This window comes from Pseudomonas sp. AB39(2026) (genome assembly GCF_059831485.1).
In genome coordinates, this window is sequence record NZ_CP195212.1 from 1,637,809 (window position 1) to 1,653,787 (window position 15,979).

Annotated in this window: 17 protein-coding genes; 14 read left to right on the forward strand and 3 right to left on the reverse strand. The window is 54.4% G+C overall.

Annotated features, from left to right (window positions below):
* Positions 1-68 precede the first annotated feature (68 nt).
* The 6 genes from ACSAMW_RS07215 (at position 69) to ACSAMW_RS07240 (ending at position 6,392) form a co-directional block, all read left to right on the forward strand.
* Positions 69-446 carry a hypothetical protein gene (locus ACSAMW_RS07215; RefSeq protein WP_500593329.1) on the forward strand — a complete coding sequence of 126 codons (378 nt, stop codon included), beginning with the start codon at positions 69-71 and terminating at the stop codon, positions 444-446.
* A 23-nt stretch (positions 447-469) separates the two neighbouring features.
* A complete protein-coding gene (locus ACSAMW_RS07220; RefSeq protein ID WP_500593330.1) occupies positions 470-808 on the forward strand; it encodes a hypothetical protein in 339 nt (112 codons plus the stop codon).
* Positions 809-860: 52 nt separating this feature from the next.
* Complete coding sequence (locus tag ACSAMW_RS07225) at positions 861-1,112, forward strand: hypothetical protein (RefSeq protein ID WP_500593331.1); 252 nt, start codon at positions 861-863, stop codon at positions 1,110-1,112.
* A gap of 175 nt (positions 1,113-1,287) precedes the next feature.
* Positions 1,288-1,719: a LexA family protein gene (locus ACSAMW_RS07230; protein WP_500593332.1), complete on the forward strand. Its 432-nt coding sequence runs from the start codon at positions 1,288-1,290 to the stop codon at positions 1,717-1,719.
* Entirely contained in the window at positions 1,706-2,986 is a 1,281-nt protein-coding gene (gene umuC / locus ACSAMW_RS07235; RefSeq protein ID WP_500593333.1) for a translesion error-prone DNA polymerase V subunit UmuC, read from the forward strand. The genes ACSAMW_RS07230 and umuC overlap by 14 nt, the downstream gene beginning before the upstream one ends.
* Positions 2,987-3,524: 538 nt before the next feature.
* A complete protein-coding gene (locus ACSAMW_RS07240; protein ID WP_500593334.1) occupies positions 3,525-6,392 on the forward strand; it encodes a PAS domain-containing hybrid sensor histidine kinase/response regulator in 2,868 nt (955 codons plus the stop codon).
* Positions 6,393-6,443: 51 nt separating this feature from the next.
* Here ACSAMW_RS07240 and ACSAMW_RS07245 read toward each other — a convergent pair whose 3' ends face one another.
* A complete protein-coding gene (locus ACSAMW_RS07245; protein ID WP_500593335.1) occupies positions 6,444-6,797 on the reverse strand; it encodes a response regulator in 354 nt (117 codons plus the stop codon).
* 255 nt (positions 6,798-7,052) lie between these two features.
* Here ACSAMW_RS07245 and ACSAMW_RS07250 point away from each other — a divergent pair, with 255 nt between their 5' ends.
* From ACSAMW_RS07250 to ACSAMW_RS07270, 5 genes are all read left to right on the forward strand, one after another.
* Positions 7,053-7,466 (forward strand): response regulator, encoded by a 414-nt coding sequence (locus ACSAMW_RS07250; RefSeq protein ID WP_500593336.1) that lies wholly within the window; start codon positions 7,053-7,055, stop codon positions 7,464-7,466.
* Between the two features lie 162 nt (positions 7,467-7,628).
* Positions 7,629-7,880 (forward strand): hypothetical protein, encoded by a 252-nt coding sequence (locus ACSAMW_RS07255; RefSeq protein WP_500593337.1) that lies wholly within the window; start codon positions 7,629-7,631, stop codon positions 7,878-7,880.
* Between the two features lie 55 nt (positions 7,881-7,935).
* Positions 7,936-8,295 (forward strand): histone-like nucleoid-structuring protein, MvaT/MvaU family, encoded by a 360-nt coding sequence (locus ACSAMW_RS07260; protein ID WP_500593338.1) that lies wholly within the window; start codon positions 7,936-7,938, stop codon positions 8,293-8,295.
* Between the two features lie 37 nt (positions 8,296-8,332).
* A complete protein-coding gene (locus ACSAMW_RS07265; RefSeq protein ID WP_500593339.1) occupies positions 8,333-8,959 on the forward strand; it encodes a DUF7831 domain-containing protein in 627 nt (208 codons plus the stop codon).
* A 346-nt stretch (positions 8,960-9,305) separates the two neighbouring features.
* Positions 9,306-9,947 carry a hypothetical protein gene (locus ACSAMW_RS07270; RefSeq protein WP_500593340.1) on the forward strand — a complete coding sequence of 214 codons (642 nt, stop codon included), beginning with the start codon at positions 9,306-9,308 and terminating at the stop codon, positions 9,945-9,947.
* 127 nt (positions 9,948-10,074) lie between these two features.
* On the opposite strand, the gene ACSAMW_RS07275 is transcribed toward ACSAMW_RS07270, so the two are convergent.
* Positions 10,075-11,280 carry an MFS transporter gene (locus tag ACSAMW_RS07275; RefSeq protein WP_500593341.1) on the reverse strand — a complete coding sequence of 402 codons (1,206 nt, stop codon included), beginning with the start codon at positions 11,278-11,280 and terminating at the stop codon, positions 10,075-10,077.
* 368 nt (positions 11,281-11,648) lie between these two features.
* Between ACSAMW_RS07275 and ACSAMW_RS07280 the strand changes: the two genes are divergently transcribed.
* From ACSAMW_RS07280 to ACSAMW_RS07290, 3 genes are all read left to right on the forward strand, one after another.
* Complete coding sequence (locus ACSAMW_RS07280) at positions 11,649-12,584, forward strand: DMT family transporter (RefSeq protein WP_500593342.1); 936 nt, start codon at positions 11,649-11,651, stop codon at positions 12,582-12,584.
* A 382-nt stretch (positions 12,585-12,966) separates the two neighbouring features.
* Positions 12,967-13,728: a carbon-nitrogen hydrolase family protein gene (locus tag ACSAMW_RS07285; protein ID WP_500593343.1), complete on the forward strand. Its 762-nt coding sequence runs from the start codon at positions 12,967-12,969 to the stop codon at positions 13,726-13,728.
* A gap of 288 nt (positions 13,729-14,016) precedes the next feature.
* Positions 14,017-14,646, forward strand: coding sequence for a LysE family translocator (locus tag ACSAMW_RS07290; protein ID WP_500593994.1), 630 nt, complete (start codon positions 14,017-14,019; stop codon positions 14,644-14,646).
* A gap of 270 nt (positions 14,647-14,916) precedes the next feature.
* Here ACSAMW_RS07290 and ACSAMW_RS07295 read toward each other — a convergent pair whose 3' ends face one another.
* Positions 14,917-15,315 (reverse strand): GFA family protein, encoded by a 399-nt coding sequence (locus ACSAMW_RS07295; RefSeq protein ID WP_500593344.1) that lies wholly within the window; start codon positions 15,313-15,315, stop codon positions 14,917-14,919.
* Positions 15,316-15,979: the final 664 nt, after the last annotated feature.

Here is a 15,979-nt window from a genome sequence, read left to right on the forward strand (position 1 = left end):
TGATACGGTCGAGGCTAACGGCTAGCCACTTGCGAGGGCGGGACAGGCAGCATGGGCCTGAAGTAGGCATGGACCGATTTGCAGCCGTAGGCTGCCAAGTTCGCCATCGCTGGGTAGCCTGCACCGATGCGTTTCCCTGGAGCGATTGTTTTGGCAGGTTGCGCTATGTGGTGTACAGCCCCAGCTACAGCGGTGACCTGCTGGTCTGTTCTTTTGACCTGGAAAAGCCGCACTGGTGGAGTGAATCCCTGGAAATGGGCGTCAGTGGGGTTACGCATTGGCGCCTGGCCAGGCCGGATGAACATGAGTCCAATGTACTAGAAGGGCCAGCGCCCGTAGCATCAGAGGTTGATGTCCTTGACCTGGTGCCATTGCGCAACTGGTGGAACTGGTATCGTCAGAACAAGCGTATAACGGCTGAACACTGCGACGTATTGTGTGACTGACACTCTCCAAAAGGAACGAGTACATGAAAGCGTGGATCGGTTTGATTACAATATTGGGCTTGATAGCGGGCTGTGCAAATCATGAACAGAAAGCAGCGGAGTTGGCTGCGAGTGATGATGCCCAATGTCAGTCTTATGGGGCAAAGCCAGGTACGGATGGCTATCTTCATTGTCGGCTTACGTTGAGTGAGCAACATGCGCAGGCCGATCAAGCTAAGAAACTGCGTGCAGTACAAATGCTACAGAATTATCAAGCGCCTCGAACAGCTCAGCCGCTGCCGGTCAACACTTATCAGTTACCCACTCCAGTAAACTGTACTTCTACTGCCTTTGGCCAAACCGTAAATACTACTTGCCGATGAGCGTATTAACTTAGGATGGTTAGCATGAATCCTGATTTCAGGCTCAATTTCTATGGCGAATAACACGGCTGATGTACGCATCCAACGCTGGAAGCGCTGGTGGGACGTTGACGACCCTTATGTGCGTTGCACGCGATGTGATGCCCAGCAGCTGATCGAGGACGCCGGACAGCCTTTCAATCCGCTGCACTCCATTGATTGTCCCCTACGCAGTGACCTGCCCCAGCACCCTTGGCTTGCGCTCAGGGCGCTTCTACAAGAATGGCAGCAAGAGACTTCAGACGAGGCCGGTCCTCGCTACTGAGCAGCCAGCGAGCCGCTAGCAGTAGTGTCAGATTCAGGAATCCAAGGCGATGACCGGCAAGGAAAAATCTTGCCGAACCTCAGTCCGTGCAATACTGTAAAAATGTACAGTATAAAACCTGAATCAACCTGACGCCGCCTCCGAGCGGTTTTGACCGGCTACTTGCGGTGACACTATGTCCTTGACCATCCTCGGCTCGCTTGCGTCCTCTACGATCCCCCTACCGTTATTTGCCTGCCGCGTCCCTGCAGGTTTCCCCTCGCCTGCTGCGGATCACCTGGAAAAGCACATTTCCCTGGACGAACTGTTCGACATTCGTGCCCCGCACATCTACCTGGTGAAGATCGAAGGCGACAGCATGAACGGCGCCGGCATGTTTAGCGGCGACCTGGTGATTGTGGATCGAGGCCGCGAGGCCAGGCATGGCGATATCGTGATTGCGGCTCTGAACGGCGAGCCGGTGTGCAAGCGATTGCACCACAGGGGCCGTGAGCTAATCCTCCAGTCAGAGAACGCGGCCTACCCGGCGCGCTACGTCCTGGAGAGCGACGAAATGACGATTTGGGGAGTGGTTCGCTACAGCGTGCGCGACCATGCCTACGCCTAAGCCCACCTTTGCTCTGGTGGACTGCAATTCGTTCTATGCATCGTGTGAAAGGGTTTTCAGGCCTGACCTGGCCAAGACACCGATAGTCGTTCTTTCGAACAACGATGGCTGTGTGATTGCCCGCAGTTACGATGCCAAACCCTTCGTGAAAATGGGTGCGCCTTATTTTCAGATCAAAGACACGCTACGGCGGCACGGCATCAAAGCTTTCAGCAGCAATTATGCCCTGTATGGTCAAATTTCTGAGCGCGTAATGACCTTAATAGAATCAATGGCTTACGCGTCAGAAATCTATAGTATCGACGAAATTTTCTGTGACCTGACCGGCCAGCCTGGTGACCTCACGGTGCTGGGCCGCTCGATCCGCGAGCGCGTGTTGAGGTCTACGGGCATTCCAGTCGGTGTAGGCATCGCACACACCAAGACTCTGGCCAAGCTGGCCAATCACACGGCAAAACGCCTGCAGCAGCACATAGGCGGTGTGGTGGATATCTGCGACCCGTTCAAGCGTGATTGGGTACTGCGCAATACAGCGGTATCGGAAGTGTGGGGAGTCGGTCGCCGTCTAACCACTCACCTGCAGACAATGGGTATCCAGTCGGCCATGGACCTGGCCAAGGCTGATCCTGTAATGCTCCGGGCCAAATTCAGCGTTGTCCTGGAGCGCACTGCACGCGAGCTGGCCGGCGTATCCTGTCTTGGCCTGGACGATCCCGACCCACCCAAGCAGGAAATCTGCTGCAGCCGCATGTTCGGCAAACGGCTCACCGAGCTGGCCCCGATCAAGGAAGCCGTGGCCACCTACACAGCGCGTGCAGCTGAGAAGCTGCGCGCTCAGGGTTCGATGTGCAAGAAGATGCGCATCAGCATCAAGACCGGCATGTTCAACCCGGATGAGGCCAGGTATGCGAATGGTGCTCTTGTGGAGCTGCCCTACCCTACGCACGATACGTTGTTGATGACCAACGCAGCCACCTATGCCGTGGAGCGAATCTTTCGTGAGGGCTACCGCTATAGTAAGGCAGAGGTGCTGTTGCTGGACCTGCGACAACCTGGCGAGTACACCGACGACCTGTTTGCCATAACCCAGCCGAAAAAATGCCAGCAGCTGATGGACACTGTGGACAGCATCAATGCTCGCTGGGGCCGGGGTACCTTGCGGGTTGCCACGGTACCTGCCGAACCGGATTGGGGCATGCGCCGCGAATTCATGAGCCAGAGCTACACCACGCGCATCGACCAGTTGTGGAGCGTGAGCGCGCACTAGCTCTATTTCGTATATGGCTAGATGGGCTATTCCCCACGGACGCTGGGTTGCAGCTGCGGCAATCGACTATGCGCTGCCTGAGCTAGCCAACCGCTACAACGTGGCCCCTATGACGAAATGCCCGGTGACCCGTGCCGATGCTGTGGGTGTCCACTTGAACGCCGTTAAATGGTGTGGAGGCCTTTCTGGGCAAAGGTAAGCGGCCTGATTCGATCAATGCCAGGATCGAGACGGTGGCTATCAGCAACCTTTTCTAACAGATGTAGCCATAGGAGCGGGCCCTTTCCCACGATTGACTTGGGTGCACACAGGGCTGGATATCGCATGATAAGACGCCTGGATATTACCCGCGTGCAGATGCCAGCGGCATCACCTCGCTGCTAAAATGCGATAGTTTTGAGTGGTCTATGCTGGATGCTTCTGTTTACTCGCTTCTTCTAAAGCGGACTCAATGTGCAGCTAGACAATAGACCGCTTTTCCTTCGCCATTAGACAGGCCATGACAACTTTTTCAGCCAGTGGCTGAAGGGAATTTAGATTGCTTCAGAATGAAGTGAGTCTGCTTTCACGCGAGGCGCTTGAGGCAGAGGTACGGCAATGGCGGGCAGAGGCCAGTCAATTGACTCAGGATAAAGCTCGGGAAATCGCCGTTTTTGACAGCGCAATCGAGTTTGCCATGGTGGTGATGGATCGCGACGGAGTCATCACAGCCTGGAACAGCGGCGCAGAGCGCATCATGGGCTGGACGGCCGAGGATATGCGCGGCCAAGACGCTTCACGCTTTTTTACGCCTGAGGACAGAGCCGCTGGACGTGCTGCCTACGAGATGGAGATGGCGCTGCGCGACGGCCGAGCCACGGATGAACGCTGGCATGTGGGAAAAGACAATACACAGTTCTGGGCTTCCGGCGAGATGATGGTGCTGCGCGATGCCAGTGAGGCACATATCGGCTTCATCAAGATTTTCCGCGACCGAACGGACGAGCACCTGGCTGGTACAGCCCTTGAAGACAGCAAGCGATTAGTACAACTGGCTCAGGAAGCCGGCGGTGTTGGCCTGTTCTCCGTAGATTTGGCCAGCAACGTGCTTACCGGTACCCCGGAGTTTTTTCGTCTGTATGGCCTTGAACCCAATGACTGCTATCCGGCAGAGCAGGTTGAAGCACTGATCATTCCCGAAGATGCCGGCCTTGTTTCAACTGCTGAGGGTAGGTTCAAGGGGGAATACATCCCCGATGTCGAGTACCGCATACGACGGCCTGACACGGGCGAACTGCGTTGGCTCAACCGTACTGGAAAAATGGAACATGACGCGCAGGGACGTCCGGTGCAGTTCGTGGGAGCGGCCCGTGATATCACCGTGCAGCGCAAAGCCGATGAAGCGCGTCAGGCCAGCGATGCACGTTACCGGACGTTGTTTGATGCCATTGACGACGGGTTTTGTGTCATTGAGTTCCTGGATGGCCCTCACGGCCCCTTGAGTGACTATACCCATGTCGAGGCCAATCCTGGCTATGAGCGGCAGACGGGTATTGCAGGCATTGTTGGCCAAACCATCCGAGGCCTGGCCCCGGACGAAGCACAGGGCTGGATCGATCTCTACCGGCAAGTCCTAGACCATGGGCAACCGCTTCGTTTCGAGCGTTATTTTGCCGCTGCAGACCGTGATATCGAAGTGTCGGCCACTCGTGTAGAACCCGGCACTAAAAAGCAGGTTTCACTGGTATTTCGCGACATTACAGGCCGGAAAAAGGCTGAAAAAAAAGCTCAGGAAAATATCGAACGTGTACAGCTTGCGTTAGCGGCCGGAGCTATTGTCGGCACCTGGTTCTGGGACCTGCAGGCCGATAAATTCACCGTGGACAATGCGTTTGCAGAGGCTTTTGGTCTGGACCCTGCGTTGGGCAAGGCCGGTATTCCGCTTGCCCTAATTATCGAAACCGTCCACCCCGACGATAAAGAAGGGTTGCTGGCCGCTATCAACGAAGTCGTGACACGGGGAGGACATTATGCCCATCAATACCGTACACGTCGTGCGGACGGTCGCTACTATTGGCTGGAAGCCAACGGCCATGTGAATCATAGCTCAGACGGCACGCCGCTGACGTTCCCAGGCGTCTTGCTCGATATCAGCGAGCGCCGAGCTGTAGAAGCAGAGCGGGACCGTGCGCTCACGGCCCTGCGCGCACTTGCCGATACCCTTGAGGAGCGTGTGGAGGAGCGCACACAAGAGTTGCAGAAGTCCGAAGAACAATTGCGTCAGTCGCAGAAGATGGAGGCCGTAGGGCAGCTTACCGGTGGGCTGGCTCACGACTTCAACAACCTGCTGGCAGGTATCATCGGTAGCCTTGAGATGATGAATACCCGCTTCGGTCAGGGCCGACTCAAGGACATCGACAAGTACATGGTAGCGGCCCAGGGGGCTGCGAAACGTGCAGCGGCTCTAACCCACCGTCTATTGGCCTTCTCACGTCGTCAGACACTTGATCCGAAAACGACTGATGTCAATGTGCTGGTCGATGGCATGCTTGAGCTCATCCAGCGTACGGTGGGGCCTAGCGTGGACATCAAGGTGGTCGGTGCTGCTAATTTGTGGCTGGCTCAGGTCGACCCGCCACAACTGGAAAATGCCCTGCTGAACCTCTGCATCAATGCGCGCGATGCCATGCCGACCGGTGGTTTGATTACCATCGAAACGTCCAATCGCATCATTGATGAACAAGGTGCTCTACGCCAAGGTATGCCCAAGGGGCAGTATCTGGCATTGAGCGTTTCTGACACTGGTACCGGCATGTCACCGGCGGTGCTCGCCAAAGCCTTCGATCCTTTCTTCACAACCAAGCCTATCGGCCAGGGCACAGGCCTTGGGCTTTCGATGATCTACGGGTTCGCAAACCAGTCCAATGGCCAGGTGCGAATCCATTCAATCGTAGGCGAAGGTACGATAGTGTCGATCTTCCTTCCTCGGCATCACGGGAGTCTTGAAACCGAGGAAGAGACGTCCAGCCTGCACCAGGTGGGCCATGCCCAGGTCGGTGAAACTGTTCTTGTCGTCGAAGATGAGCCGACAGTGCGTCTGCTTGTTACCGACGTATTGGAAGACCTTGGTTACACAGTCATTGAAGCAGGCGACAGTGTCGGTGGTTTGCGTGTACTGCAATCGAATGCAAAGATTGATTTACTGGTTACCGACGTAGGGCTTCCAGGAGGCCTGAACGGTCGTCAGGTAGCTGACGCAGGCCGCATCAAGCGGCCAGGGCTTAAGGTACTGTTCATCACAGGCTACGCTGAGAATGCCTTACTCAGCCAGGGCCAACTTGAGCCTGGCATGTCCGTGCTGACCAAGCCGTTTGCGGTAGATGCCCTGGCAGCGCGGATTCAGCAATTGTTGGGAACTGGGGCCTGATATCGGCTTGGGAGAGGCGGCTAACGCGTTTCTCAAGCCCTCCCACGCGTTTTAAGGAAGGCGGTCTTGTACTGTGGCCAATAGGACCTCGAGCGTCCAGGGCTTGGGTATAAAGACAGAGTAAGCGGGAATTCGCGTATTTCCAGTCTTTTGATACCCTGAGGTCAAGACGACAGGCACCTTTGGCCAACGGCTCCAAACGATGCTGGCCAGATCCCATCCATCCAAATGCCCAGGCATACGCACGTCTGTCAAGATCAGATCAACCTGCTCGGTGTGCTCCAATAGACACAGGGCAACATCCGCACAGGAGCAGGCGAAGACCTCAACGGGTAGTTCAGCCAGGGCATCGGTAATTACCATGCGCAGGGTCGCATCGTCCTCCACCACAACGACATTCGTCATCGTTTCTATCTCTGGAACACAATTAAGCTAGAGCCAATTTGGACGAAAATAGTTTCAAAAAAAAAGGAAGTTACCGACAGACAACAGATAGGATAAAGTCCGAAATATATTTTACTAAGATGAGCTCGCAAAATGCTGTCGTGCAAAATATTTAGTCGTAGTGTCTAGATTAAGCTAGGTCATTAGCTCCCCATCCTTTGTGAGGTAGACTTGTCGTCTTAGGATTAACGCTACCCGCAGCAACGAGTGATATTCATGATCAAGGATGGCTTGCCTTCCCCTAAAACGATTGTAGTTGTCGAAGACGATGATCTGCTGCGCAGCCTGATGGTCGATGCCATGGAAGAGCTGGGCTACAGGGCTGCAGAGTTTAGCTGTGCAGATGATGCCTTGATGTTCATGCTCGGCCGCGCACGCGAGGTCGCGTTAGTGTTGACCGATTTGACCCTACCCGGCCAGCTGAATGGATGTGAATTGGCGGAGATGGTGCACCAGCGCCACCCTGCTCTCCCTGTGATTGTCACCACCGGCTATCTGGATGCGGACCAACACTTGAGTCAATGGATAACATTTTTACCTAAACCCTGGTCGATGGAAAGTTTGGTGACCACGGTTACCCGACTATGCGCTGTACCGGTTCTGCATGAAGAAAAATTCGCTTCGCTGTGAAGAAAATGGCTAGCCTGTGTAAGGCTACTCCACCTTTCTGTAATAAATGGCTTTCAGACGCTAGTCGCATAGCGTCATAAAAAATAATGCTGCAATCGCCTTTGGGGTTTCTCGCATTTATCCCTATTCCAGGCTATACATTCAACCTTCGAAGGAATGCGCATGACCTCACTTACTGAGGCACTGGATAGCCTGGACCCTCCTGTTAAACATGAGCTTATAATCGAAGCTGATAGCGCGTCACTGCTGCTGTATGATCCATTGGTACCAGCGTTTGTGCAGAGGAACCTGCATGGTTACGAATTTCATAACCCTGCACAATTTCGTATTATTGTGCTTTATGCCGTAAATGAACTGCGTCGAAAGGGCTCCCATGCTGAACTAACGATTCTGCCACCTTGGGATTCACTTTAAATTAGTGGGTCGGTTGCCTTATACTTGCCACCTCATACACCAGTCAGGAAACTTTATGTCTCGTCTTGCTGAATACCGCGCTTTAGAACAGAAATTGGCTGCTCAACTCGCCGAGCTTGAGAGCATGAAAAACGATGAAGGGTTAAAGCGCGAAGTCGAGTTTGAGCGCAAGCTACGCGAGCTGCTGGGTGAGTACAGCTACAGCCTCAGGCACATCACCGCAATTCTCGATCCCCAATCAACAAAACGCACGGTGGTAGAACCTGCAAAAAAAAGCCGTAAGGCCCGTACTGTAAAGCGCTATAAAAATCCTGATACCGACGAAGTCGTAGAAACCAAAGGCGGTAATCACAAGATCATCAAGGCGTGGAAAAGTGAATACGGTGCCGAGACGGTGGAAGGTTGGCTCGTATAAAGAGGCTGAGGGTAAGCTAGTAAGCAGAGGGGGGCCAATGCGTCGTTTCCTGATTGAAGAATACGAGACGATTAGCGTGGAAGTATTACGCGCCAATCGCGATCAGATATACGTCGTTGATTTGACACTAGATGGCCAGGTCTGCACCGGTACCGGATGCGTCCTGGATGAGCCAAACACGTGTGGCATCCCTGTGCGCAAGGCTATTGTGAAAGACACTCACGTGCCTTTTTCTGATCAGGAAATAGAACGGGAAGCCTTGCTTCAGGCCCTCCGTAAGCTCTACCGCATGGCCTCTGGTCGCACGCTACGGGTACCTCAAGCGGGTATTGGAGCAGGCCCACAGGGGCTTGCAGCCCATAGCCCTCGTATCTATCGCGACCTCTGTCAGATACTGGCAGACCATTTTGGATATAGCCACCCGCCGAGTACGCATACACCTGCCACCTCAATTAGCGGCAGCTGTGGGGCATCCCATCACGAGCTTTTTACAGAAGTGTGTAAGCGGGGCGGGTTTTACATGACCCACCTGGTTGCTGAGAAGTACGGCCTGACCCTGGAGCAGCTGAAGGCGCACTGTCTGATGGCTGGAAGGGAGCTGGATGCTCAAGGCAAGCTATTTCCTTTCCACTTGCCGATCTATCGGTGGGCGAATGGTGAATAACTGGATTTGACAACGTCGCGCGACGTTTCCATGGCCCACCTGAATCAATAGGCCAGGAGTTATGGTAAACCTACCATCCCGAACATCGTTGCAGGTGAGCAGTTACCGTGCCTGGTGATAGGCCGTTGTCGACCCGTAGCTGCCGTTCGGTGCAGACGCCCATCAGCTAAAAACAGACCTTAAGCATGTCTACAACTGACTGAGCACGTCCAGGACGCCTTAAGGGAAAATACTGGCACATCCCCAACCTTGACGTTTTTATCTGCACCCAGGAAGCTCAGAGCGCGAATAGATCAGAAGGGTGTTTGCAAGTCAGAATTCGTATATTTGGTCAGTGGAGCATTGCATGCAGGAACGGGAATTTGCTGTGGTTCGGATAGATCAAATCCATGAAATCGTATTGCCAATTATAAGAGATCGACTACATGCGTTCGGGTTTGAGGTTCAGAAACCATTGCATTGGCTACGTAGCTCAGACGCTCCTATTCGCCAGGTTTTCTGCCTGAAGCAATGGAAAGGCGGCGCGCTGACACCAGCATGGGGGCTGTCATTGGATTTCGTACCCCACGTTTCCGGCAACAACGTCAAATGGCACAAAACGCTGAAGTCCGCGCAGCTTGATTTGACTTGGGATGAGCGAAATCCGGCCTTTGATATCCCCTATTGTTATGGACCTAAAATCATTGCCAGCAAGGCTCCTGAGGTGCTGAGCACTGCCATTACAGAGGCCGAATCGTTCTGGGAAAAAACTCATCTGATTTCCGATCTGCCGAGTGCCTTCGAGCGAGTCAAAAAACACCTGTCTTCGGGAGGGCTTGGCTTCTACAACTATGTCCAACACCCTCTCGCCTACGCATTTGTCTTGGCCATGAACGGCAATCCGCAAGCCGCTGAGCAAGAGTTTCAACGCTACCCTTCGCATGCTGCCGAATCGGTCAGGCAAAAACTGCACACACTGCTTACGGAGGCAGGGCAGCAGCGTGTGTAATAGCGAAATAGCTCGTTGTGCTATCGCACTCTGCGCTCCCCTGATTGCGGTCCAGGCTGTCCGCTATGGGTCGGTTGCGGCCTGTCGCCACCGGTTAGAACCGACCCTTAGCTGCCCTTCGGAACTGTTATTTTCTGGCTGTGGATTCGACGTGCTCACTCAGCGATCCGCCCACGACATAGAGTGCGCCGCCCACGACCAGAAACGCCGCCAGTACATAGAACATCGCTGCCGGCGGCAAGGTAGCCAGTGCAACCCCACATATTACGGGGCCCAAGGCACCACCGAGGTTGGAGAGGTTCTGGGCCGCGTAATACATCCCGCGTAGATGGGCCGGCGCGATGCGATCAATGAACATGTACTCGACGGGAAACACGATGATTTCACCTAGGGTAAATAGCAGCATGGCAAACGCCCAGACTGCCAGGCTCCCTGCTAGAGAGAAACCGACCAGCCCAGTGAAGAAGAGCGCCAGTCCGCCGACGAGCCACAAGGTCAGACGCCGTGGGTCGATGCATTTGCCTACCCAGTATTGCAGACCAATCACCGTGCAGGCATTCACCGCAAGCAGTGTCGTAATCGTCGAGTACACCTCCTGTGGGGCAGCGGTCACTACCAGGTACTGAGACAGGTAAGCTGTGAATTGGCCGAACACGACCGCACTGAGTACGCCTCCCAGTGTAAAGCACACCAAGCGGCGATCCTTAAGCAGCACCCTGCTGACCTGGGTAAAGGAAAAACGAGGTGCGCTCGAGGGCTCGCACGGCATTCCTCGGTCACCCTGGCTGGTATACAGGCAGAAGAAGGCAACACCCAGAGCTGCAGATACTAGGAACGGCAACTGCAGGCTGAAGGCCGCTAACCCTGCACCTATGAACGGCCCGACCGCATAGGCAATGTTGATCAGGGTATAACGCAGGGAAAATACACGGCTTTGGTCGTGAGCCGGTAGCAGCCTTCCAAAAGTTGCCTTGGAGGCAACGTCGATGACCGAATAGGCGAAATTGAACACGACCAAGGACAGGAAGAACAAGGCCAGGTTTGGCGCCAGGCACATGCCAATGAGCCCCGCTATAAAGCACCCGGTAAACGACAGGATCAGACGAAACGGCGCCAATAGATCGGTCAGGTAACCGCCATATAAGCTCAGCATCGACCCTGCGATGAGTGCGCAGCCGATCACTGTCCCTACCTCGGATACGCCCAGGCCGTAGTGGGAGGTCAGGTAGATGACGAGATAAGGCAGGATAATCGCTCGCCCCAGGGTTAGCAGCAGCGCGCTGGCCAAGAGCAGGTTTACGCTAACGGGATATTGCCGGAGAGTAGCAAACACTTATTGGATCCTTTCTAAATTTGATCCAGATGCTACAGCAGGTCAGCTCCTTAGAAAAGGGAGCTGCCAGCGGCAGGCTATCGTTCAATTAGTTATGACGGAACACCCCTTTCCGTTCGCGCAGCTACCAACGGCGTATCTGGTTGAATGGGACCTTTGCCACTGGCCGCAATGGGTCGGTTCTAACCGGTGGCGACAGGCCGCAACCGACCCAAAGCTGACGTTGACGAATACCGGCAATCGGACAGGTAGCCCGACAACCGAAGCAAAATATCCCATTGGCCCATGACCGCAAACTGATGCGGATACCGATTACATCGCTATTACGACCAGCTAGGCTTGAGGGCTAACTGCAAGGATGATTGAAAATGAATTGCGAACGAAGGACTCACACGAACATTTTAAGAAGTAATGGAATCGCCGCAGGCATCACGTTCATCCTCTGCGCCGTCTTTCTACTTTCCTTAGCGGATGCGTCTGTAAAATACTTCAGCCACTGGATGCCAATCTGGCAGTTATTTTTTGGAGTCTCATTCCTCTCGGTGCCCATACTCGGCGTATGGATGGTCAACGGAATAAGGGGTGGGACCTTAGTGGTTGGGTCCCTACGTTGGATCACGGCAAGGAGCCTGCTGCTGTTGATGATGTGGGTCGCCTACTACGCGGCGTTGCCACTTATCCCGCTATCTGTCGCCGCCGTGGCCATCTACACCACGCCTCTGTTCATCGCCCTTTTTGCGGCCTGTTTTGGCAATGAACGGCTCACTTTTCTTGGATGGTTGGCTGTTTGCCTCGGATTCGTCGGTGTGGCGACAGTGCTTCAGCCGGGTACAGACTTGTTCACAACAGCTGTGCTGTTACCTGTGCTCGGAGCGGTTTTCTATGCAATTGCCATGGTGGTCACACGGCAGCGCTGTCGCGAGGAACATCCCCTGGTCTTGGCATTCGCGCTCAACGTCGTGTTTCTCATTGCCGCTTGCGGTGGCGGAATAGTGTCGGTTTTATTTGAGGATTTTGCCGCTCAGGCGCCGTTTTTACTTTCTTCATGGCAACCTCTCGGCTGGCATGAGATTGGTTTTATTACCTGCTACGCGATAGCGTTGGTCACGATCAATACCGCGACCGCCAGAGCTTACCAATTAGCGCCCGCAGCACTAATAGGGACGTTCGACTATGCCTATCTCATTTTTGCCTGTTTTTGGGGCTACTGGTTCTTTAATGAGGTCCCCAGCGCGAGTACTTGGGGTGGCATGCTGTTGATACTGGTTGCCGGGTTGATGGTCTCGCGAAACTCGGCGTCTTAAGGGAGTCGGAGCACATCCTATTCCATGTGCCTAAATCCGGCCGGTCCTCCAAGGGCGGCATTGGGTCGGTTATGGACTGTCGTGACCGGCAGCATCCGACCCAGGCTGTGTGAAAACGCTGACCGAAAAATAGGAAACGCGTTCCTACGCAAAATCTGAGGCTAAGTGACAGGTGAGCAGACTCGAATTTCGAGTGGGAGCACGGTTTTGAGGCCAGTTTTCGACTGTCTGTACGTTCAAAAACGTTTTCACACAGCCTGGACCCATAGCGGACATTGGCTGCCGGTGGAGAGAGATCATCACCTTGTTTGTAATTGATAGCTCTAGGTAGCTATTAGTGATCCATGCTCTACTGCGAAACCTCTCTATGAAGCGAAGCCGTATGAAAGATATGGATATCTGCGTTGCCCAATACTGCTCAGTAGCTGGCGACCTCAACGCCAATATTGCTCGCCATGGACAGCTGATGCGCCAGGCTGCCGATCATGGTGTCGAGTTTCTGTTGTTTCCGGAATTATCGCTCACTGGCTACGAACCGACACTCGCGCGCAAACTGGCGCAGACGCCAAACTCACCGCTTTTGCAACCCTTGCGAGAGCTGGCGAAACAGTTAGAAATGACCACAGTGGTAGGCCTACCAGTGCTTCAGTCTGATAACGGCGCGATCATGATTGGAGCTATTGTACTGCGCAGCGATGGCTCTCAAGCCTTGTATACCAAGCAGCACCTTCATTCGGGCGAGGACGTCGTATTTAGTCCCGGCAATGGTGGAGCGTTGGTAAAGATTGGTGATGAGCATGTAGCGTTGTCCGTCTGTGCTGATTTTACCCATGCCAGCCATGCACATGCCGCTGCGCAAGCAGGAGCTGTCGTGTATGCCGCCAGTGTTTTGATCAGCGATAGCGGTTATACACACGATAGTGATGTGCTTCAAAGCTACGCTAGGGAACATTCATTTGGTGTGCTGATGGCCAACCATGGCAGTCCTTCTGGAGGCTGGTCCTGCGCGGGCCGTAGCGCGTTTTGGTCTCCAGATGGCAATTTGGTAGTGAGCGCAGCGGGCAAGGGCGACTGCCTGGTCATTGCCCGCCGAAGGGGAGGCGTCTGGCAGGGCCAGACTCAGGAGTGTTCTGAATCGGGTTAAGCCAATTCGACCTTTCGGACCACGACGGGTGGTGCGGTTCTAGCAGATTTTCGCATGCTGCTAATGTCCGCTCTGGGTCGGTTGCGGCCTATCGCCACCGGCAGCAGCGACCCGAAGCGGACGATCGCAACAAGCGCTTTTCGGCTAGAAGCAGACACCGAGTGCCTACGAATTCAGGGCCGACTCACTGTGCACCAGACTGTAGCGGCCAAATACCCTCCCGCTGTATCTGCTTCTATCTGAACATTGCCGGTTAGCATGCCTCCCTATCCGATGAGGTATTGCGCGATGCCAGACGCTACTAATCTCTTCCTATTCATTTTTTCTGCCTTGCTGCTGCTTATTGTGCCAGGCCCTAACATGGCAATCGTCACCAGCCATGCAGTCGCCCACGGCTGGCGAGCCGGCCTCGCGGCAGCACTTGGAATAACCCTGGCCGATATGCTCATGACCATCCTGGTTAGCGCGGGTCTAGGCGCGCTGGTGATGAGCTGGGCACCGGCGTTCGACTTGCTGCGGTGGACAGGCGCTTGTTATCTGATGTGGCTGGCTTGGCAAGCGTTGAAAGCTTCCTCTTCGGGTACTGACACTCAACCTACACAGGCTTCACTGCGGAAAATCTTTACCCGAGCCACGCTCAATAGCCTGTTAAACCCAAAAGCGCTGTTGTTCTTCATGGTATTTCTACCGCAGTTCGTCACCGTAGGCAGCAGCAGCGTCACGTTGCAATTGATGTTCTTAGGTCTACTGCTTGCGCTGATCGCTTTGATGTTTCATTCCCTCCTCGGATTCTGCGCCGGACGGCTTCATGGGCGCCTGCGCAAAGGCTTGATCTCCAAACGCCTGGGCTCTTATGGCTTCGCTGCGGTAATGGCTGCTATGGCAGCGCGATTGGTCTTTCTAAACCGGCCGGTCTAAAGACGCCAAGTCCGTCCGGGACCCTGAGTGGGCCATGAGGCGTGACTGACTGAGCCAGAAATACGCCACCCGGATCCTGATACCGATCCGGTGCGTGTGACCGACGTTTTCTCGTCAAAACTGACTTGGTCAATCAGGGCTTCGACGGTGCTGTTTCTAACGTATCTGCGTCACGACACCGACCGCTTTGGGTCGGTTGCGGCCGCTCCAAGCACTGCGGTCCGCTAGGAACGCGATGGGTGACAATGCAGTGACCGGCAAAGTGAGGTCTTACTGCCGGTCGGGCTGCCACTGAGGATATTTTGGCAGGTCTTCACCGTCGAGACACGCTACATCGTGCTCGGTCCAAATATGGTAAGCAGCTCTACCGCAAGGCATCTCATCAAGCGTAGCTACACGAACGATGATTACAGATGATCCTCGACGCTCGGCTGCCAAGTGAGCCCCACAGAGAGAACAGAAGTGACGGACCTTTCCTGGAGAAGATTCGAAAGCTCTTAGCGCTTCGATGCCCTGAGTCCACCTAAAATGCGGTTTGAGCACGCCGGCGGTAGAGACATAGGCAGCAGCATGAGTCTTGCGGCAGGTATTGCAGTGACAATGGCTTATCGGGGTATCGAGGCGATCGATCTCGTATGCCACCGTTTTACAGGCACAGCTTCCTTTCATGTCATTCCTTAGAGCACGAAAACCAAGCCCATAGTACGCCGTATGGTCCCTGCATCTGTGGAGCTTTGTGATGGGCAGCTTTGGGTCGATTTCTGCCTTTCACTACCGGCGAAAATCAACTCCTAGCAAGCGTCAGTCGCTGAGAAAGACTTTGGAACTCGTGGGAGTTGAAATGCGAGCAAGGCCTCAAGTGGCGATGTGAGAGCTAATCCCGAGGCGATGACCTCACCAGTTCGCGCAATCACATCAAGAGTCTCGTCTTTAAACGTAACTACCCAATGTCTAGCACTTGAGTATGGGCGGCTGAGGGTTTCTTCTGAGCCAATAATTTCGTTGAACGAGTAAGGCTGAAGGCCTGCAAGCACATAGGGGTGGCGTCCTAACCCCTCGTCCCCGATAGGCATAAGACGATGATCAATGAGTCCGGAAAAACGCACAATCGCAAGGCTTTCGTTCAAAGCCTGGAAGTAAGCGAGCCAAAGGTTGCCCGACTCTACCAGAAGAGCTGGTGATTCAGGGATGCCTAACTCGGGAGCAACGGCCCAGATTAAGGACTTAGCTCTATTCATGATTCCTCAGAAGCGTCAGAAAAGGAGTAGACGATACCATTGTGGTGCAATGACCGCTTCCGGCCGTTCGCTGCCTTCCATAAGAGGCAGCTTCT